Here is a 19,033-nt window from a genome sequence, read left to right on the forward strand (position 1 = left end):
GAGTCCATTATTGTTGATGTTTTTGAAAATACAATACTTTTTTATGGACTTAAATTTTCTTACAAAAATCATTTATGCTTGCTTATGTTAAAATTTCTGCTAACTTCGTTCGGCACAAATTTTAAAAACAGCATGTTTAAATGGAAATAGCTAAAAAACTTTCGTTAAAAGAAAAAATTGGATATGCACTTGGTGATGGTGCAGCAAACATAGCCTGGAGAGGTGTTTCTACGTTTTTATTCATTTTTTATACAGACGTTTTTGGTATTGACCCTATTTCCGTAGGATTACTCATGTTGGTGGCACGTTCTAGTGATGGTATTAGCGATGTCCTCATGGGTATAATAGGAGACCGATACGATTCCAAATATGGGAAATTTAGACCTTGGATTTTATGGACTGCGGTTCCACTCGCTCTTATTTTATCTCTTCTATTCACAACTCCAGAATTAGGAGAACAGAACAAAATCATTTACGCTTATGTAACCTATATTATTTTCACACTTATTTACACAGCCAATAATATCCCGTATGGAGCCCTTATGGCTGTGATGACTGGGGATGATAAAGAACGGACCTCTCTTGGTTCCTATCGTATGGTTGGTGCTTTTACGGGGGGTATGCTCGTTCAAGGTGCTCTGCTTTATTTGGTGCTGTATTTTGGAAATGTGAATCCTGAAATACAGGTAAACAGTATACAAGATACTTCAAATTATGAAGTGACTGTTAAAGCACCCATAGATGTTGAAAGTGCTCGTATAAAAATTGATAATGGCCTTGGAAAGTTCACTTGGGTTGATGCGAACAATACCGATCAAGAAGCGACCTCAAGCAAGAGTTTTCCAATGGAAGCTAATAAAACATATCAATTTATTGTTTCAGATATTAACAATCTAAATACAGAGAATGTCACCGTCATAAATCAAAAAGAAGGCTATAGCAAATCTATTTATCTCCTTTCTGTTTTCTTGGCTATTTTTATGATCATCACATTTTTAACTACAAAAGAAAGAGTAAAACCTCCTAAAAATCAGAAAAGCGATATTAAAAAAGATTTAAAGCAGCTCTTTAGTAACCGTCCTTGGGCAGTATTACTTGTTATAGGTTTGTTGTTCAACGTTTATACAGCTATAAAACAAGGTATCGTTGTCATTTATTTTGCGCATTACTTGCATAAAGAGCTACTAGCCGCCAGTTTTATGGTTGCCTTAACGTTGGCATCTATTGGAGGCGCTATGCTTGTCGCTCCTTTAGGTAGAAAATGGGGGAAGAAAAAATTATTCATATATGCCTTGATTTTTTCCGCAGCGGTTAACTGCCTGTTTGTTTTTTGTGGTCCCCAAGATGTAACCGCTATTTTTATAATAGGAATTATCTCTGAAGCAGCTTCTGCCATGTTCCCAACATTATTATTCGTAATGCTGGGCGATGCAGCAGATTTTTCAGAATGGAAAAATGGACGAAGAGCCACAGGACTTATTTATTCTGCGGGTTCATTAGCGACCAAGTTTGGAGGTGGTATAGCCGGAGCTATTATAGGTTTTGTTCTGTCATCATTTCATTATAATGGTCAAGATGCCGTAGCCATTGAAGGCGCTATTCCTGGCATGATTATGCTCATGAGTTGGATACCTGCTATTATTGCTTTTGGAGCAGCTGGCATTATGTTATTATATCCCCTTGATAAAACAAAAATGGATCTCATTACGAGTGATTTAAATGCCAAACGATTAGCGCAATCAGTAGATTAATTCATATTATATTGTTTACAAATGAAAACATTTCCAGACGATTTTATATGGGGTACAGCTACCTCTTCCTACCAAATTGAAGGAGCAGCATTAAAAAGTGGCAAAGGGCCCTCTATTTGGGATGCCTTTTCAAATATTCCAGGAAAAACTCATAACGGAGAAACTGGTGAGATTGCTTGCGATCATTACCATAAATTCAAGGATGACATTCAGTTAATGAAAAATATGGGCGTCAAAGCCTATAGATTTTCAATTGCCTGGGCAAGAATCATGCCGACGGGCAAAAGCATTATAAATGAAGAAGGTATTGCATTCTATTCCGCTTTAATTGATGAATTAATTAAGGCTGATATTGTACCTTGGGTTACTTTATACCATTGGGATTTACCCTTGGCTTTACAATTAGAAGATGATGGTTGGCTAGGAGCTTCCCTGCCCGATTATTTCGCTGCGTATGCCGATGTATGTTTTGAGCATTTTGGAGATCGCGTTAAAAATTGGATCACTTTAAACGAACCTTGGGTAGCCTCTATTTTGGGCTATGGGCAAGGAGTTTTTGCACCAGGCAGAGTTTCAACGTCTGAGCCTTACTTGGCAGGCCATCATTTTATATTGGCGCATGCTAAAGCGGTTCATATTTACAGAGAAAAATATAGCTACCAAAATGGCAACATAGGAATTACCAATAATTGTGATTGGAGAGAACCTCTAACTAATAGTGAAAACGATAAACAAGCTGCCGAAAGAGCTCTCGAATTTTTCTTAGCCTGGTTTGCAGACCCTATTTATAAAGGAGATTATCCAAAATCTATGAAAGAAAGGTTGGGTAATAGACTTCCTGAATTTACATCTGAAGAAAAAGTTATGATACAAGGCACTTCTGATTTCTTTGGATTGAATCACTATACAACCATGTATGCAGCACATAATGACGGCACTAAAAAAGAGCAAAGTGTGTATGGGAATGGAGGGATTTCTGAAGATCAAGATGTTGACTTGTCTTTAGATGAAAAATGGAAACTTACAGGAATGAATTGGGCCGTAGTTCCTTGGGGCTGTAAAAAAATGCTAGCCTGGATAGATGAACGTTATCATAAGCCAGATATATATATTACCGAAAATGGCTGCGCTTACAATGATGAACTTGTTAATGGACAAGTGAATGACCAGGAACGTTTAGATTTTTATAAGGGCTATTTAAAAGCTTGTCAAGAAGCCATTGATGAAGGTATAAAACTAAAAGGCTATTTTGCATGGTCCTTTATGGATAATTTTGAATGGGCGTCTGGATATGAGAAACGTTTCGGATTACACTATGTCGATTTCAATACTTTAAAGCGAACTCCTAAAAAATCAGCGGATTGGTTTAGTGATGTGATAAAATGCAATAGTGCTGATATTTGATAAATATGTTAAACTCGTTGTGCATTTTGATACTTATAACGATATTGTATATCTGTTTGAATGAGATTCTTTTTCAGAATTTTGTATCGTAACCATTCCTGAATAAAAATTTTGTTCTCGATACTAATTTCAAACAGAAAAAGTTTGAAATTCATTTGAACTGACTGACATCAACAAAGATTAAAATATAAAAATGTACCACAGCTTTTATTAAACATCATCAAACTAGCAAACTAAATTTTACATGAAAAAGGCATTCATACTTGTTACTTTATTAATAAGCAATATTATTTTGGCACAAACCACAAAAGAAGTTTTAGGAGATCATAATGGAAAAGAGATTGTTCTTTTTACGCTCAAAAACAAATCAGGGCATATATTAAAACTTACCAATTATGGCGCCAGAATTGTTAGAATTGAGGTACCAGATAAACAAGGTACTATTGAAAATATAACAACAGGTGGCGAAACTCTAGAAACTATTGTTAAAGGAGATGCTTTTGGAGGTGCTACTGTGGGGCGTTTCGCAAACCGAATTGCCAATGGAAAATTCACACTCGATGGTGTGGAGTATAACTTGCCTATTAACAACAAACCAAACACCTTGCATGGAGGACCAGAAGGGTGGTATGCACAGGTTTGGAGTCCAGAGATTTTAACGACTAAAAAAAAGAATGTAGTTAAATTTACTTATATAAGCCCCGATATGGAAGCAGGTTTTCCAGGGACGGTTACTATGGCTGTTACTTATACATGGACAGACAAGGATGAGATTATCATTGATTATCTAGCAACCACCGATAAAAAAACGATTATCAATGTTACCAATCATGCTTATTTTAATTTGAATGGTACTGGCAAAGGTTTTATACAAGACCATGTGTTAACTATTAATGCCAGTAACTATACTCCTGTTGACAATACGAGCATCCCAACAGGCGAGATAAAGTCTGTAAAAAATACACCATTTGATTTTACCACCCCACACACCATTGGTGAGCGCATAGGCAGTATGTTCGAAGAGGTAGCGTTTAGAGGTTACGACCATAATTATGTATTGGATGCGAATGCAAAAATAGCAGCCACAGTTTATTCTCCCGAAAGTGGCCGCTATATGGAAGTATTTACCGACGAACCCGGTTTACAATTTTATTCAGGAAATAGCAGGTCGTGGAATCAATTTAAGGAAACTGGCACGATGCCTGAAAATTCCAGGTCATCGTTTGCACTGGAAACACAACATTATCCTGACAGCCCAAATCACTCACAATTTCCCTCAACAGTATTAACACCAGACAAACCTTATAAATCCAGAACCGTTTATAAGTTTTCTGTTAAAAAGGATTAATGAATTTTCATACCATTTTTGACTTCTCTCCTCAATCCAATATTCAAGACTGGAGAGTGGTAAACGATTTAGTTATGGGAGGTAAATCCTCTGGAAGCTTCAAAATAAATGATGAAGGTTTTGGTATCTTCGAAGGTCATATTTCATTAGAAAATAATGGCGGGTTCTCATCTTTACGCTATCGGTTTGAAAAAATAGAAGTAAAGCATTTTACTAAAATCCGTATCATACTTCTTGGTGATGGCAAAAAGTATCAATTCAGAATAAAGTCAGACACAGAAGATAATTATTCTTATATCTCATATTTTTCAACTTCTGGAATCTGGCAAACCATTGAAATTCCTCTAAATGATATGTATCCTTGGTTTCGAGGCAAACAGCTCGATCAACCCAATTTTTCAAATGATTCTATTGAAGACATAGGGTTTTTAATAGGAAACAAAAAAGCAGAAAACTTTAAACTTGTTATAGACAAAATGGAATTATTCTAGAGCGATTAAAAACAATCCATAATTTTACTTAAAATTAATTTTAGCATACATATCATAACCATTTCCTATATATCTTTACATTATAAAATGATAAGATATGGTTTTAATGCCTCTGCTGGTTTTTGAGCTTCCCATAGTTAACCCAATTCTTAAGTTTCTTATCATACTTATTATTATTTTATTAACGCCTATATTTTTAAATAAGGTAAAAATTCCGCACATCTTAGGACTTATTATTGCTGGTGCCATTGTGGGCCCGAACGGTTTTAATTTGTTATTGAGAGATAGTGGCATCATTCTATCTGGTACCGCTGGTTTGCTTTATATTATGTTTTTGGCAGGTTTAGAAATTGATTTGGCAGAATTTAAAATAAACCGATCTAAAAGCTTATGGTTCGGTATGCTAACCTTTGTAATTCCCATGATTTTAGGAACGTTTTCAAGTATTTATATTTTAAAACTCTCCATACCCTCCTCTATTCTAGTAGCGAGTATGTACGCGTCTCATACCTTAATAGCTTACCCCATTTTAAGTGCATTGGGAGTTAATAGAATTAAGGTCGTAAATATTACTGTGGGTGGCACCGTTATTACAGATACCTTAGCATTATTGGTTTTAGCCATTATTGTTGGAATGGAAAAAGGAGATGTTAATTTGATGTTTTGGTTAAAATTATCTCTGTATATCATAGTCTTTTTTTTAATAACCATGTTTGTATTTCCTATCATAGCCAAATGGTTTTTAAAGCGCTATCATGATGGCATCTCTCAATATATTTTTGTACTTGCCATCGTGTTTCTAGGAGCTTTTTTGGCTGAAAGTGCGGGTATTGAAGGTATTATCGGTGCTTTTTTAACGGGTTTGGCAATGAATAGATTAATAGCCAACGATTCTGTTTTAATGAATAGAGTGGAATTTGTAGGACATGCCATTTTCATTCCTTTTTTTCTTATCAGCGTGGGGATGTTGGTGGATTACAGAGCCTTCTTCACCGATTTTGAAACCATAAAAGTGGCGATGGTTATGACAATGATTGCCACATCGTCCAAATTTATAGCCGCTTGGATCACTCAAAAATCATTACACTTTTCCAGAGATGAAAGACGCATTATTTTCGGACTGAGTAATGCGCAAGCCGCAGCAACCTTAGCAGCGGTATTGGTTGGATATAATACTATTATAGGAAAGACCAGTTTGGGTGAACCTATTAGATTGCTAGATGAAACTATTTTAAATGGCACTATTGTCATGATTTTAGTAACCTGTACCATTGCGACTTTTTCTGCACAAAAGGGTGCTAGAAATATAGCGGTACTTAAAAATAAGTCTGTTTAACATCTGGTATAATATATTCAAACTATTCACATCATTAAGTTGATAAATAAAACTCCTTAACCATCCAAAATCCCACACTCCCAATTTAACGCACTCTTAAAAAACAAATCCATATAATTTCAATACTTTTGTTTTCGTTAAAAAATAATAGGATTTCCGCCTGCGCTGGAATTCAAAAACACATATAATTTTAAATGAAAAATACCGCTTTAACATCAACTCACGAAGCTCTTGGAGCTAAAATGGTCCCTTTTGCAGGTTTTAATATGCCTGTGCAATATGAAGGTGTCAATGCCGAACACGACACTGTTAGAAATGCCGTTGGCGTATTTGACGTATCTCACATGGGAGAGTTTTTAATTGAAGGAGACCATGCCTTGGCATTGATACAAAAAGTAACAAGCAACGATGCTTCCAAATTAACCATCGGCAAAGCACAATACAGTTGTTTACCAAATGAAGAAGGTGGTATTGTAGATGATTTAATTGTTTATAAGGTTAAAGATGACTCCTATTTATTAGTGGTTAACGCTGGTAATATTGACAAAGACTGGAATTGGATTCAATCTAAAAACGATGTAGGTGCCACCATGCGTAATTTGAGTGATGACTATTCCCTGTTGGCTATTCAAGGCCCAAAAGCAGTGGAAGCAATGCAATCTTTAACAAGTCATGATTTAGCAGCTATTGATTTTTACCATTTTATCGTAGGTGATTTTGCAGGTATTGAGCATGTTATTATTTCGGCAACAGGATATACTGGTAGTGGCGGATTTGAGATTTATTGTAAAAACAGCGAAGTCAAACAAATTTGGGACAAAGTTTTTGAAGCCGGAGCTTCTTATGGCATAAAACCTATTGGTTTGGCGGCCCGTGACACCTTGCGATTGGAAATGGGATATTGCCTTTACGGAAATGATATTGATGATACGACCTCACCTATGGAAGCTGGTTTGGGTTGGATCACCAAATTCACTAAAGATTTTACAAATTCTGAAGCTTTAAAGGCTGAAAAAGAACAGGGGCCAAAACGTAAATTAATCGCTTTCGAATTAGATGAACGTGGCGTACCTCGTCATGGCTACGATATAGTAGATGCTAACGGTCATAAAATTGGAGAAGTAACTTCCGGTACCATGTCACCTAGCTTGAATAAAGGTATTGGTTTGGGGTATGTACCTACTCTTTTTTCAGAGATTGGAAGTAACATATATATCCAAATTCGTAAAAATGCTGTACCTGCTACGGTGGTAAAATTGCCATTTTATAAAAAATAATGCGAATAGATTTTGAACACATTCTAAATAAAATCCATCAAAAAGTAACCGCTATTGATGATAAGGGAACGGTCGCATCTTATATTCCAGAATTAGCAAAAATCAATAAGCATCATTTCGGAATTCATTTAAGAACTTTAGATGGCAATGAATATGGTGTGGGTGATTTTGATAAGCCTTTCTCAATACAAAGTATCTCTAAAGTATTGGCGCTGGCGCAAGCTGCTAGTTTCGTGAGCAATGACATTTTAAAACGGGTAGATGTAGAGCCTTCTGGTCATCCTTTCAATCAATTAGCATTATTGGAAATTGAAAATGGGATTCCCAGAAATCCCTTAATTAATTCAGGAGCGATTGTTATTGCTGATATTTTAATCTCCAATTTAAAAAATCCAAAAGAAGACTTTCTCAATTTTGTTAGAGATTTAGCGGATGATGATTCTATAAATTTCAATTTAGATGTAGCTAATTCTGAAAAAATAACGGGCTTTAAAAATTATGCAGCGGCCAATCTCTTAAAGTCTTTTAATAATTTAGAAAACAGTGTCGACGAGGTTCTGGATTTTTACTTTCATCAATGTTCCATCGAGATGTCTTGTAAACAATTAACGAAAGCCTTTTACTTATTTGCAAATAAAGGTCATTGCTTATTAAACAAAGCACGCCTTAATGAATCTATAATAAAACGAATAAACGCCATCATGCTTACCTGTGGCTTTTATGATGAAGCTGGAGAATTTGCATTTGAGGTTGGTTTACCTGGTAAAAGTGGTGTCGGTGGTGGTATTGTAGCTTTGCTGCCAGATAAATTTGTCATTACAACTTGGTCTCCTGGGTTAAATAAAAAAGGTAATTCGCAATTAGGGATGACTGCTTTAGAGCAATTTACCTCTAAAACAAAATTATCTATTTTTTAGTACGTTATGGCTTTAAATAAGAATGCTGAATGATTAAACGGGAAGATAAACATACCATATTAATTTTAGGGGCCAGTGGTTTTTTGGGCGGTGCCATTTATAAAGAACTCTGCTCCTATTTTAAAACCTTTGGAACCTATCATACCCAAAACAAACATTTTGAAAAGAACAAACATTTTTTTCAGTATGCTGTTGAAGAAGATGATATTTATGAAATCTTGGAAGCTGTTAAACCAACCATTATCATTTCAGCTTTACGAGGTGATTTTTCAGCGCAAGTCATAGCTCACAAACACATAGCAGAATATATTTTGGAACATAAAACCTGGTTAATTTTTTTGTCCTCAGCCAATGTATTTGACGCTTACAGCAAATATCCAAGTTACGAAGACGATAAAACATTAAGCCATAGTATTTATGGACATTTCAAAATAAAAATTGAAAATATGCTTTTAAGATTACCTAAAAAGCAAACCACTATTTTAAGGCTTCCTATGGTTTTTGGAGCGCAATCTCCCCGAATATTGGACGTTTTACAAAATTTAAAAGATAATGAGCCAGTTGAAGTGTTTCCTAATCTAATTATTAACGTTACAAATGATTCTAAAGTAACCCAACAAATCCATTACATTATTAACCGTAATAAATTTGGTGTTTTTCATTTAGGAAGTAATGATTTGGTGCATCATGATGATTTTATTAAAGAAATTATAGATTCAATTGACGAAAATAATAAAGCCATTTATAAAAAAGTATTCACTACCAATGAAGATAGGTATTTAGCTGTATTGCCAAAACACAATCTGTTACCAAAACATTTACAATTAGTAAGCCAAGAAATAATATCTGAATTAAAGTATAATTGATTATATTTATTAAATTGTGAACTTACAATAACACTTAAAATTTAAAAAGATGAATACACTTTCAGAAGAAGACATAAAAGTACGTTTATTACGGTTTCCTGATTGGGATTATTATGATGATGCCATTCATGCAGAATTCGAATTCGAGAATTTTAAAGATTGCTTTAGTGCTATGAGTCGGATTGCTTTTGAATGTGAAGCACTTAATCATCATCCTGATTGGTCTAATGTTTATAATGTACTAACCATTTCTTTGTCAACTCACAGTGCGAAGGGTGTCACCGATTTAGATTTTAAATTGGCTGAAGCTATTGAACGTATTGTTGAACCAGATGAGGAAGAATAATTTGTTTTTGATTTGAAGGTTTTTAACTTTGCGAAAATTTAAAAATCAGTAATCATTAACAACTGTCCTGTTTACAGGAATAATAATATAAGATTATGGGAAGAGCTTTTGAGTTTAGAAAAGCACGTAAAATGAAACGTTGGTCTGCCATGAGTAAAGCCTTTACTCGTATTGGTAAAGACATTGTTATGGCTGTAAAAGAAGGTGGTCCAGATCCAGCTGCAAATTCGCGTTTAAGAGCCGTTATACAAAATGCCAAGGCAGTAAATATGCCTAAAGATAATGTGGAACGGGCTATTAAAAAAGCGAGTGAAAAGGGACAAGGTGATTATAAAGAAGTGATTTTTGAAGGCTATGCACCACACGGCATTGCTATATTAGTTGAAACGGCAACGGATAATAATACCAGAACCGTGGCCAACGTCCGTAGCTATTTTAATAAATGTGATGGTAGTTTAGGTACATCTGGTTCCGTGGTTTTTATGTTCGATCATACCTGCAATTTTAGAATCAATGCAGAAGGATTAGATCCAGAAGAAGTAGAACTGGAATTTATAGATTATGGTGCAGAAGAGGTATTTGCTGACGAAGATGGTATTTTAATCTACGCCCCTTTTGAAAGTTTTGGAGCAATTCAAGCGGCAATAGAGGAAAAGGGTATTGAAATACTATCCTCAGGTTTTGAAAGAATCCCTCAGGTCACAAAAAAATTAACACCAGAAGAAGTTCTTGATGTTGAAAAACTTTTAGAGAAACTGGATGATGATGATGACGTTCAAAACGTGTATCACACTATGGAGGAAAGTGAAGATTAATTTTTGTATTTGATATATTTATAAAGACCATCAGTTAACTGGTGGTCTTTTCTTTTTTTATAACGTAAGCTCTGTTATTTACTAGAGTTATGTAAGTATTTGATTAAATTTGAACGTTTTATATAGATTTTATTTCTATTAAATTAAAAACAATATATAATCAATATATTAAAATAATGCTAGAGAGTAAAAAAGTTATTAATTGGGGAATTATTGGTTGTGGAGATGTTACCGAAATTAAAAGTGGCCCACCTTATCAATTAACAAATGGCTTTAAATTAAGCGCTGTTATGAGACGAAATAAGGAAAAAGCTGAAGATTATGCCAATAGACATCACATAGAAACATATTATACCGATGCAGATGCTCTAATTAACGATCCCAATATTGATGCTATTTATATTGCCACACCTCCAGATACACATCTATTCTATGGTTTAAAAGTTGCCGAAGTCAATAAGCCTTGTTGTATAGAAAAACCCTTATCGCCTAGTTATAAAGATAGTTTGGCAATCTATAACGCTTTTAAAGAAACCAACACGCCCCTGTTTGTTGCTTACTACAGGCGTTCTTTGCCCAGATTTCTTAAAGTAAAAGCATGGTTAGATGAGGGATTTATTGGAGAGGTTCGCCACATCTCTTGGCAACTAAATAAATATCCGAGTGCAACAGATGTGTCTGGTGACTATAATTGGAGAACGGATATAAACATTGCAGATGGTGGCTATTTTGATGATTTAGCTAGCCACGGTCTTGATTTATTCACGTTTCTTTTAGGAAATATTAAAGATGCAAAGGGTATCAGTTTAAATCAGCAAAAACTCTATACTGCCAAAGATGCCATAACAGCCTGTTGGATTCATGAAAATGGTATTACAGGCTCCGGAACATGGAATTTTGGTTGTAATAGTTATGAAGACAATGTTGTTATTTATGGAAGCAAAGGTCAGATTGAATTCCCCATTTTTCAGGATCATCCCATCCTATTAAAAAGTGATACCAACACTGAAGAAATTTTTATAGAAAACCCAAAACACATTCAAATAAATCATGTGGAAAACTTAAAGCATGCTTTATTTAATGATGCATTTACGCATCCTTCCACGGGTGAGACGGCATTACACACTAGTTGGGTGATGGATAAAATACTTGGGAAAGTATAAATTACTAACTAAACAAACCATACAATGACATTAAAAAGAACCCTTTTCATAATTTTAATAGCTTTACTAAACTTTAATGTTGGACATTCGCAAAGCCTGTCTAAAAAATTAAAAGCACTTATTATTGATGGTGAAAGCAATCATGGTATTTGGCCTAAATCAACTTTTATGATTAAAGATTATCTTGAACAAACGGGTTTGTTTGAGGTTGATGTTTATAGAAAAGAATTCTTGTTGTTGGGTAATGCTTATGATAAGGTAGAAGGAGTTAACGATAAAAACGAACTGGTTACATTATACCCTTTGAATGATGGCGTAGAAAGAACCATTGTTTCAAAACCAACCTATGATCCCAACTTTAATCCAGATTTCAAAAAGTATGATTTAGTTGTTTCTAATTTTGGTTGGCAAGCAACCGATCTTCCTGAAGAGACCAAATCTAATTTTGAAAAATATATGTTTGAAGGTGGCGGACTTGTAGTCATTCATTCAGGAGATAATTCTTGGGGCGAATGGGATGCCTTCAATAAAATGATTGGTCTTGGTGGTTGGGGCGGCAGAAACGAAAAAACAGGCCCTTATGTTTATTACAATGATGATAATCAACAAGTCCATGATACTATTAAAGGAGGTGCAGGTTCGCATGGTGCTCAACATGAATTCTTAATCGAAACTCGTGCGCCAGAACATCCTATCATGAAAGGACTTCCTAAGGTATGGTTACATAATAAAGATGAATTATACGAACGTTTACGCGGAACAGCAGAAGATATGACGGTTCTTGCAACCGCTTATTCAGATAATTCTATTGATAAACGAAGAACAGGAAGACATGAGCCAGCCCTAATGGTTATTGATTATGGTAAAGGACGCATTTTTCATACCATTTTAGGTCACATGGATTATTCTATGGAATGTGTTGGCTTTATTACAACATTACAACGCGGAAGTGAATGGGCAGCTACTGGAAAAGTAACTCAGAAAATTCCCGAAGATTTTCCAACAGAAGATACTGTAAGTATTAGAAAATGGAATAAATAATTTTAAAAACTATTTATTCTTCACATAAATCAACTTAAACCTAGCATTAGGCTGATCTCTCTGTTCTAATTCAAACTGATTTAAAGATTTAAAAAGAGGTGTTAATTTTTCGAAACCAAAATTTCTAGCATCAAAGTTGGGTTGCTTTTTTATAATAAGTGACCCCACATCCCCTAAAAAAGCCCATCCGTCTTCATCGGCGGCATCAGACACAGAATTTTTTAAAAGTCGAATGACATTGGGGGTAATATTATATAAATTGTCTTTTTTGCTTTTTCCTTTAGTGTCTTTGTCTTCATCTGAAGATCCCAATATTTCTAAATAAATGAATTTATCGCAAGCTACAATAAATGGATCCGGTGTCTTCTTCTCTCCTATCCCATAAACATGCATACCTGCTTCTCTTAAACGTGTTGCCAGTTTAGTAAAATCACTATCAGAAGACACCAAACAAAAAGCATCTACTTTACTTGAATATAAAATATCCATTGCATCGATTATCATGGCAGAGTCCGTGGCATTTTTACCAACGGTATAACCGTATTGTTGCATGGGACTTATGGCATTTTCTAAAAGAACACTTTTCCATTTAGATAAATGAGGCTTTGTCCAATCTCCATAGATTCGTTTTATTGTTGGAGTACCGTATTTTGTGATTTCTTCCATCATTTCACTGATGTACTTGGAAGGGATGTTATCACCATCTATTAAGACGGCTATTTTTATGTCTTTAATCATGGTTATAAAGGTACTGAAATTTGGTAGGGAAAATTTCAGTTATTATAAATAATAAATAGAAAATGCTTTTTAAACAATAAATAATCAATCTTTTAAAAATTGAACCTTACTTCATGCTAATAATTTTTTTATATATTTAGAGCGACTAATTCAAATTTACTAACAGGATTATATCCTAAAATCGTTGTTTAACATGACATCTTATTGTTTAAAAATCCACAAAGTAACTTGTGTTGCTTTTGTATTACTTTTATTTTTTCCATTCCAATTTTCAGAAGCACAAACCAAAAAAAAGAAAAAAGAGAAGGAAGGTCAAACAGAAATTACTACTGCTAGTTCCAAAAAAGAGAAGGAAAAAACCATTGAAGAGCTTGTAAAATCAAGTAAAAAAATGGATGGTTTATTTGAAATTTACCAAGACACTATCAAGGGATCTTTGCTAATACTTATTAGAGAAGATCAAATTGGTAAGGATTATATTTATTTCAGCCAAATAGCTGATGGAATAATGGATGCAGGTAGAATGAACAGGGGCTCTTATGACGATTCTAAAGTATTTAAAATAGAAAAGTATTTCAATAAGATTGAATTTATAACACAAAATACCTCTTTTTATTTTGACCCTAATAATCCGTTATCTAAATCAAAAGATGCTAATATTAGCAATGGTAATGTGGCCAGTATAGAAATCGCTGCTTATGATAAAGACAAAGGGCTTTATCTAATTCCTGCTGATAATTTGTTTTTAAATGAAACGTTTTCACAAGTAAAAAGTCCCTCTTCACCTAACAGTTCTCCAACAGCATTTAAACTTGGCAATTTAGATAAATCCAAAACAAAAATTAATGCCATTAAAAATTATCCTGAAAACACCAATATAGAAGTAGAATATGTGTATTCCTCTCCTTCTGTTCTAAACAATGGGTCTAATGCCTTGGCTGATGGCAGAAACGTCAGCGTTAAGGTGTACCATAGTATGATAGCCATGCCTGATAATGATTATCAACCAAGATTTGATGACCCAAGAGTGGGCTATTTTACAACAGAGGTTAACGATCAAACATCTACTAAATCAATTGCTTACAGAGATTTAATCCATAGATGGCATTTAGTTAAAAAGTATCCAGACTCTATTATATCAGAGCCTGTTAAGCCCATAACCTGGTGGATAGAAAACTCAACCCCAATAGAATGGCGGGAAACTATAAAACAAGCTGTTTTACAATGGAATGTGGCATTTGAAAAAGCTGGATTTAAAAATGCGATGGTTGTTGAGGTTCAGCCTGATGATGCCGATTGGGATGCTGGAGATATTAGATATAACGTTTTAAGATGGACATCATCTCCAGAACCTCCTTTTGGTGGCTATGGCCCAAGTTTTGTAAATCCCAGAACAGGTGAAATTCTAGGTGCAGACATCATGCTTGAGTTCGTGCATTTTACCAATCGGGTTTTATATGATAAGATTTTTGAATTAAGTTCTTTAAATAAGCCTTTCGACAATTCTAACTCCCATAGAAGTGACCACGAATTCTGTTTTTTAGGAAACGAACTACATGAAGAAGTTATGTTTGCAAATGCTGTTGTTTCAGCTACTGGTGCTACAGATTTAGAAATGGAACGTATTAAAAAAGAATCCATGATGGCTTTAATCATGCATGAGGTTGGACATACTTTAGGATTAAATCATAACATGAAAGCTAGTCAGTTGTTTTCCCCTGATCAGTTAAACGATGCTGAGTTTATTAAAGGTAAATGTTTAACGGCTTCGGTTATGGATTATGCCGCATTAAACATTACTAGAGATAGAACGAAACAAGGACAGTATGATGATGTCGCAGTGGGACCATATGATCTTTGGGCTATTGAATTAGGATACAAGCCCTTTAAAACGGAAGCTGAACGCGAAGCATTACTAAATGAATCTACCAAACCTGAACATATTTTTGGAAACGATGCCGATGATATGCGTTCTGCTGGTAAAGCTATAGATCCAAGAGTAAACGTATCCGATCAATCCAATGACCAGATAGCGTGGGCAATAGATAGAATTGAATTATCAAACGACTTGATAAAAGATATAAAAATGAGGTTTACTAAAACCGGTGAATCTTATCAAGAATTAAGACGCGTTTATTATATATTAAGTAATCAAAAAGGATCTGCAGCAAATACTATTTCCAAATTTATTGGTGGTGTTTATGTCGATCGCGCCATGGCTGGTCAAGAAGGTGGAACCAAACCTTATACGCCGGTTAGTTTAAGAGACCAAAAAAGAGCCATGACAGCGTTGAGCAAGTATGTGTTTGCTCCAGATGCTTTTAGTGCCCCAAACGATTTATACAACTATTTGGCCATGCAACGTAGAGGGTTTAATTTTAGGTTACCAGAAGATCCTAAAATCCACGACCAAGTATTGGGCTATCAAAAAAATGTATTGGATCAATTATTGCATTATAACACATTGCAAAGAATTTCTGATTCTGAATTATACGGAAACGAATACAATTTAGCTAGTTTTATGTCCGAATTAAACAATGCTATCTTTAAAGCAGATATTTATGGGAATGTGAATTCCTTCAGACAAAATCTTCAATTGGAATATACCAATGATTTAATTGACATATTAACAGGAAAACAAACGGATCGATATACTAATACTGCAAAGTCCATGGCATTATATAATTTAAATGCTATTAAAATGATGGCAACTCCATCGGGAGATATGATATCAAGAGCTCACAAACAACATTTAAAAGCTTTAATAGACAATGCATTAAAAGAAGTCAAATAAAAAAGTGATTATTTTAATAAAATAAAAAGCTACCATGTTTTATGGTAGCTTTTACTTTTTCTAATAGCAAATGTTTCTTTTTATTGACAACAATGATTGTTTACTTTATGTTTCATTGCTATGCTTATTTAAATTCAATTTTCATGCCATTACTTGAATGAAATCACATTTTTTGATATAATTCTTTAAGTTTTTTTGGTGTTATTATTTTATTCCAGTTTTTGCCTAGAGCATTTTCCCATAAGGGTTCTAATCCTAGAGCAACACCAATCATGATATCAAACTCTTCATCATTTAAATTTGAACAAATACCTTGCGGTAATTCAATGTTATGTTTCATTTTCATATCCTTAAAAAGAACGACATCTTCAGGATAAAATTCTTCTAAATGATCAAAAACTATACAATTCCCTATACCGTGTTTAATGCCTAGTAAATAGGATAATCCATAACTCATAGCGTGAGCAACTCCAACTTGGGAGTAAGCAATACTCATACCTCCATGCCAAGATGCCATCATGAGATTTTCTTGAGATTCAACATCACTTAAATTATTTCCAAGAAAAATCTCTTTACATAGTTGAAATGCCATATTGCCATAGGTTTCACTAAATGTATTTAAATAGGAACCCTTTAGCGATTCCACGCAGTGAATAAAGCAATCCATACCCGTATAGAACCACTGGTCTTTTGGTACATTTTTAACAAGTTCAGAGTCCAATACCACCTGATCAAAAGGCGTAAAATCTGAATTGATACCTAATTTCTGCGTTGGTCCCGTCAATACAGTCGTTCTTGAAACTTCTGCTCCTGTCCCGGAAATTGTAGGTATTCCAACATGGTATATGGCTGGATTTTTGACTAAATCCCATCCTTGATAATCTTTTGTTTCTCCTTCATTGGTAAGCATGATGGAAACGGCTTTTGCCAAATCCAATAACGTCCCCCCTCCTATTCCAATAATTCCGGATGGGCGTTCTTTGGTCGTTAATATAATATCTTCAACTAATTCATCAACTTGAGATGTCTTAGGTTCTTCGGCTGCTGATATATAAATAATTTTATCATCATAAGACAAGGGAATTCTTGATGTTATCCAAGTATTATTTTTAAACACATCATCTACCAAAAAAATAAATGGGGCATTTAAGTTCAAGCGTTTTGGGGTTAATATTTCACTTAATTGATTGAAACTACCTCTACCAAAAACAACTCTTGGTACCATGGGAAAGTTTTTATAATTCATTTAATATGTTTTTCTTTTTCAAACGTTAAAATTACTACTATTTTAATTTTAAATCGTGTTAAAATTCTTGTATTTTAATTTAATAAGTCTAAAATATCTCTTAAACTTTTTATGGTTTTATAGGTTTTTCCTGTTATTTCATTTTCAGTTACTTCCTCGTGAGCCCAAGTGGTGTGAAAAGGCACATGGATGGCATGGGCCTTAATATTTACCAATGGTAATACATCCGATTTTAAAGAGTTCCCTATCATTAAAAACTCAGATGGCTTAATATCTAAATGATTTAATAGTTTAGAATAATTAGTTTCTTGTTTATCGCTTAACACTTCTATATGATGAAAATAATCAGTTAACCCAGACTTTTTCAATTTACGCTCCTGGTCTAATAAATCACCTTTTGTAGCCAAAATGAGTCGGTAATTCTTTGATAATTCTTTTAAAACATCTTCTACCCCATCCAGTAACTCTACGGGCTTTTCTAACATATGTTTGCCTATATTCAATATGGCTTCAATCGTTTTATTGGGTACACTATAGTTTGATAATTCCAAAGCCACTTCAACCATAGATAAGGTAAATGCTTTTATACCATAACCGTAAATTGGCAAATTCCGTATTTCTACTTTAAAAAGCTCTTGATCTATTTTGTTGGGGGTTTCATACACCGATAGAAGTTTTTGAATTTCCATCTCTGCTTCCCTAAAATAGGTTTCATTTACCCATAAGGTATCATCGGCATCAAAACCTATAACCCGTATATTTTTATAATCTATTTCCATAATTTTTTGGCGCGCTCTAAATCTTCAGGTGTATCAATTTCGACACCTTGCACATGGGTTTCAACCATTTTAATCCGCTTACCATATTCTAAATAACGAATACATTCAATTTTTTCAGAAGCTTCAAGAGTTAACATAGGTAATCTATAAAAATCTAAAATGGCTTGTTTTCTAAAGGCATATACCCCTTTGTGCTTATAGTATGTTGTGTTAACATTTTTATCTCTTGGATATGGTATCGGGCTGCGGGAAAAGTAAAGCGCAAAGTTATTCTGATCTACAATGACTTTGACCGTATTAGGATTATTGATTTCGTCTTCATCAGTAATATGCACCATAAGAGATGCCAAATCAACTTGTTTATCATGATCTTCTTTAAAAACTTCAATCAGTTTTCTCAAGGAAGCTTCCTCTGTAAAAGGTTCGTCTCCCTGAACATTTATTACAATATCTATATCTAAATTTTCAACAGCTTCCGCGATTCTATCACTTCCACATTCGTGTTCTTTTATACTCATGATGGCTTTACCCCCATGATCTACAATTTCATTATAAATAATGGAGCTATCGGTGACCACAATAACATCGTCAAATAGATTTGTAGCAACCGTAGCTTCATAAGTTCGGCGTATCACCGACTTCCCACCTAGGTCTTGCATTAATTTTCCTGGAAATCTTGTTGCACTATATCGTGCAGGTATCATGGAGATTATTTTCATAT

At 34.3% G+C, this 19,033-nt stretch carries 17 protein-coding genes; 13 read left to right on the forward strand and 4 right to left on the reverse strand.

Features of this window, described 5'->3' with window-relative positions:
- Positions 1-140: 140 nt before the first annotated feature.
- From DKT72_RS02600 to DKT72_RS02655, 12 genes are all read left to right on the forward strand, one after another.
- The gene (locus DKT72_RS02600; protein ID WP_111307166.1) at positions 141-1,751 is read left to right on the forward strand and encodes an MFS transporter; all 1,611 of its coding nucleotides are present in this window, start codon (positions 141-143) and stop codon (positions 1,749-1,751) included.
- Positions 1,752-1,772: 21 nt separating this feature from the next.
- Entirely contained in the window at positions 1,773-3,155 is a 1,383-nt protein-coding gene (locus tag DKT72_RS02605) for a GH1 family beta-glucosidase (RefSeq protein ID WP_111307167.1), read from the forward strand.
- 244 nt (positions 3,156-3,399) lie between these two features.
- Complete coding sequence (locus DKT72_RS02610) at positions 3,400-4,503, forward strand: aldose epimerase family protein (protein WP_111307168.1); 1,104 nt, start codon at positions 3,400-3,402, stop codon at positions 4,501-4,503.
- A complete protein-coding gene (locus tag DKT72_RS02615) occupies positions 4,503-4,994 on the forward strand; it encodes a CIA30 family protein (protein WP_111307169.1) in 492 nt (163 codons plus the stop codon). Before DKT72_RS02610 ends, DKT72_RS02615 begins: the two co-directional genes overlap by 1 nt.
- 97 nt (positions 4,995-5,091) lie before the next feature.
- Positions 5,092-6,330, forward strand: coding sequence for a cation:proton antiporter (locus DKT72_RS02620; RefSeq protein WP_111307170.1), 1,239 nt, complete (start codon positions 5,092-5,094; stop codon positions 6,328-6,330).
- A 194-nt stretch (positions 6,331-6,524) separates the two neighbouring features.
- Positions 6,525-7,607, forward strand: a complete 1,083-nt coding sequence (gene gcvT / locus DKT72_RS02625; protein ID WP_111307171.1) for a glycine cleavage system aminomethyltransferase GcvT — start codon at positions 6,525-6,527, stop codon at positions 7,605-7,607.
- Positions 7,607-8,524, forward strand: coding sequence for a glutaminase (locus DKT72_RS02630; protein ID WP_111307172.1), 918 nt, complete (start codon positions 7,607-7,609; stop codon positions 8,522-8,524). The genes gcvT and DKT72_RS02630 overlap by 1 nt, the downstream gene beginning before the upstream one ends.
- Positions 8,525-8,553: 29 nt before the next feature.
- Positions 8,554-9,390, forward strand: coding sequence for a sugar nucleotide-binding protein (locus DKT72_RS02635; protein ID WP_111307173.1), 837 nt, complete (start codon positions 8,554-8,556; stop codon positions 9,388-9,390).
- A gap of 49 nt (positions 9,391-9,439) precedes the next feature.
- Positions 9,440-9,736: a 4a-hydroxytetrahydrobiopterin dehydratase gene (locus DKT72_RS02640; RefSeq protein WP_111307174.1), complete on the forward strand. Its 297-nt coding sequence runs from the start codon at positions 9,440-9,442 to the stop codon at positions 9,734-9,736.
- A 95-nt stretch (positions 9,737-9,831) separates the two neighbouring features.
- A complete protein-coding gene (locus tag DKT72_RS02645; RefSeq protein ID WP_111307175.1) occupies positions 9,832-10,551 on the forward strand; it encodes a YebC/PmpR family DNA-binding transcriptional regulator in 720 nt (239 codons plus the stop codon).
- 176 nt (positions 10,552-10,727) lie between these two features.
- A complete protein-coding gene (locus DKT72_RS02650) occupies positions 10,728-11,714 on the forward strand; it encodes a Gfo/Idh/MocA family protein (protein WP_111307176.1) in 987 nt (328 codons plus the stop codon).
- Between the two features lie 24 nt (positions 11,715-11,738).
- Complete coding sequence (locus DKT72_RS02655) at positions 11,739-12,755, forward strand: ThuA domain-containing protein (RefSeq protein ID WP_111307177.1); 1,017 nt, start codon at positions 11,739-11,741, stop codon at positions 12,753-12,755.
- A 9-nt stretch (positions 12,756-12,764) separates the two neighbouring features.
- Here DKT72_RS02655 and DKT72_RS02660 read toward each other — a convergent pair whose 3' ends face one another.
- Positions 12,765-13,493, reverse strand: a complete 729-nt coding sequence (locus DKT72_RS02660; RefSeq protein WP_111307178.1) for an NYN domain-containing protein — start codon at positions 13,491-13,493, stop codon at positions 12,765-12,767.
- Positions 13,494-13,686: 193 nt separating this feature from the next.
- Between DKT72_RS02660 and DKT72_RS02665 the strand changes: the two genes are divergently transcribed.
- Complete coding sequence (locus DKT72_RS02665) at positions 13,687-16,287, forward strand: zinc-dependent metalloprotease (RefSeq protein ID WP_111307179.1); 2,601 nt, start codon at positions 13,687-13,689, stop codon at positions 16,285-16,287.
- Between the two features lie 163 nt (positions 16,288-16,450).
- On the opposite strand, the gene DKT72_RS02670 is transcribed toward DKT72_RS02665, so the two are convergent.
- From DKT72_RS02670 to kdsB, 3 genes are all read right to left on the reverse strand, one after another.
- On the reverse strand, positions 16,451-17,533 hold the full coding sequence (locus tag DKT72_RS02670) for an iron-containing alcohol dehydrogenase family protein (protein ID WP_220628067.1): 1,083 nt from the start codon (positions 17,531-17,533) through the stop codon (positions 16,451-16,453).
- A 74-nt stretch (positions 17,534-17,607) separates the two neighbouring features.
- On the reverse strand, positions 17,608-18,312 hold the full coding sequence (locus DKT72_RS02675) for an HAD family hydrolase (RefSeq protein ID WP_111307180.1): 705 nt from the start codon (positions 18,310-18,312) through the stop codon (positions 17,608-17,610).
- A complete protein-coding gene (kdsB, locus tag DKT72_RS02680; RefSeq protein ID WP_111307181.1) occupies positions 18,303-19,031 on the reverse strand; it encodes a 3-deoxy-manno-octulosonate cytidylyltransferase in 729 nt (242 codons plus the stop codon). The genes DKT72_RS02675 and kdsB overlap by 10 nt, the downstream gene beginning before the upstream one ends.
- Positions 19,032-19,033: the final 2 nt, after the last annotated feature.

Origin of the sequence: Confluentibacter sediminis (genome assembly GCF_003258355.1) — a bacterium.
Lineage (GTDB): Bacteria > Bacteroidota > Bacteroidia > Flavobacteriales > Flavobacteriaceae > Confluentibacter > Confluentibacter sediminis.

Excerpts from the sequence above, each read along its gene's own strand:
- DKT72_RS02600 (WP_111307166.1), top strand. The coding sequence starts at position 141 with ATGGAAATAGCTAAAAAACTTTCGTTAAAAGAAAAAATTGGATATGCA.
- DKT72_RS02605 (WP_111307167.1), top strand. The coding sequence starts at position 1,773 with ATGAAAACATTTCCAGACGATTTTATATGGGGTACAGCTACCTCTTCC.
- DKT72_RS02610 (WP_111307168.1), top strand. The coding sequence starts at position 3,400 with ATGAAAAAGGCATTCATACTTGTTACTTTATTAATAAGCAATATTATT.
- DKT72_RS02615 (WP_111307169.1), top strand. The coding sequence starts at position 4,503 with ATGAATTTTCATACCATTTTTGACTTCTCTCCTCAATCCAATATTCAA.
- DKT72_RS02620 (WP_111307170.1), top strand. The coding sequence starts at position 5,092 with ATGGTTTTAATGCCTCTGCTGGTTTTTGAGCTTCCCATAGTTAACCCA.
- gcvT (WP_111307171.1), top strand. The coding sequence starts at position 6,525 with ATGAAAAATACCGCTTTAACATCAACTCACGAAGCTCTTGGAGCTAAA.
- DKT72_RS02630 (WP_111307172.1), top strand. The coding sequence starts at position 7,607 with ATGCGAATAGATTTTGAACACATTCTAAATAAAATCCATCAAAAAGTA.
- DKT72_RS02635 (WP_111307173.1), top strand. The coding sequence starts at position 8,554 with ATGATTAAACGGGAAGATAAACATACCATATTAATTTTAGGGGCCAGT.
- DKT72_RS02640 (WP_111307174.1), top strand. The coding sequence starts at position 9,440 with ATGAATACACTTTCAGAAGAAGACATAAAAGTACGTTTATTACGGTTT.
- DKT72_RS02645 (WP_111307175.1), top strand. The coding sequence starts at position 9,832 with ATGGGAAGAGCTTTTGAGTTTAGAAAAGCACGTAAAATGAAACGTTGG.
- DKT72_RS02650 (WP_111307176.1), top strand. The coding sequence starts at position 10,728 with ATGCTAGAGAGTAAAAAAGTTATTAATTGGGGAATTATTGGTTGTGGA.
- DKT72_RS02655 (WP_111307177.1), top strand. The coding sequence starts at position 11,739 with ATGACATTAAAAAGAACCCTTTTCATAATTTTAATAGCTTTACTAAAC.
- DKT72_RS02660 (WP_111307178.1), bottom strand. The coding sequence starts at position 13,493 with ATGATTAAAGACATAAAAATAGCCGTCTTAATAGATGGTGATAACATC.
- DKT72_RS02665 (WP_111307179.1), top strand. The coding sequence starts at position 13,687 with ATGACATCTTATTGTTTAAAAATCCACAAAGTAACTTGTGTTGCTTTT.
- DKT72_RS02670 (WP_220628067.1), bottom strand. The coding sequence starts at position 17,533 with ATGAATTATAAAAACTTTCCCATGGTACCAAGAGTTGTTTTTGGTAGA.
- DKT72_RS02675 (WP_111307180.1), bottom strand. The coding sequence starts at position 18,312 with ATGGAAATAGATTATAAAAATATACGGGTTATAGGTTTTGATGCCGAT.
- kdsB (WP_111307181.1), bottom strand. The coding sequence starts at position 19,031 with ATGAAAATAATCTCCATGATACCTGCACGATATAGTGCAACAAGATTT.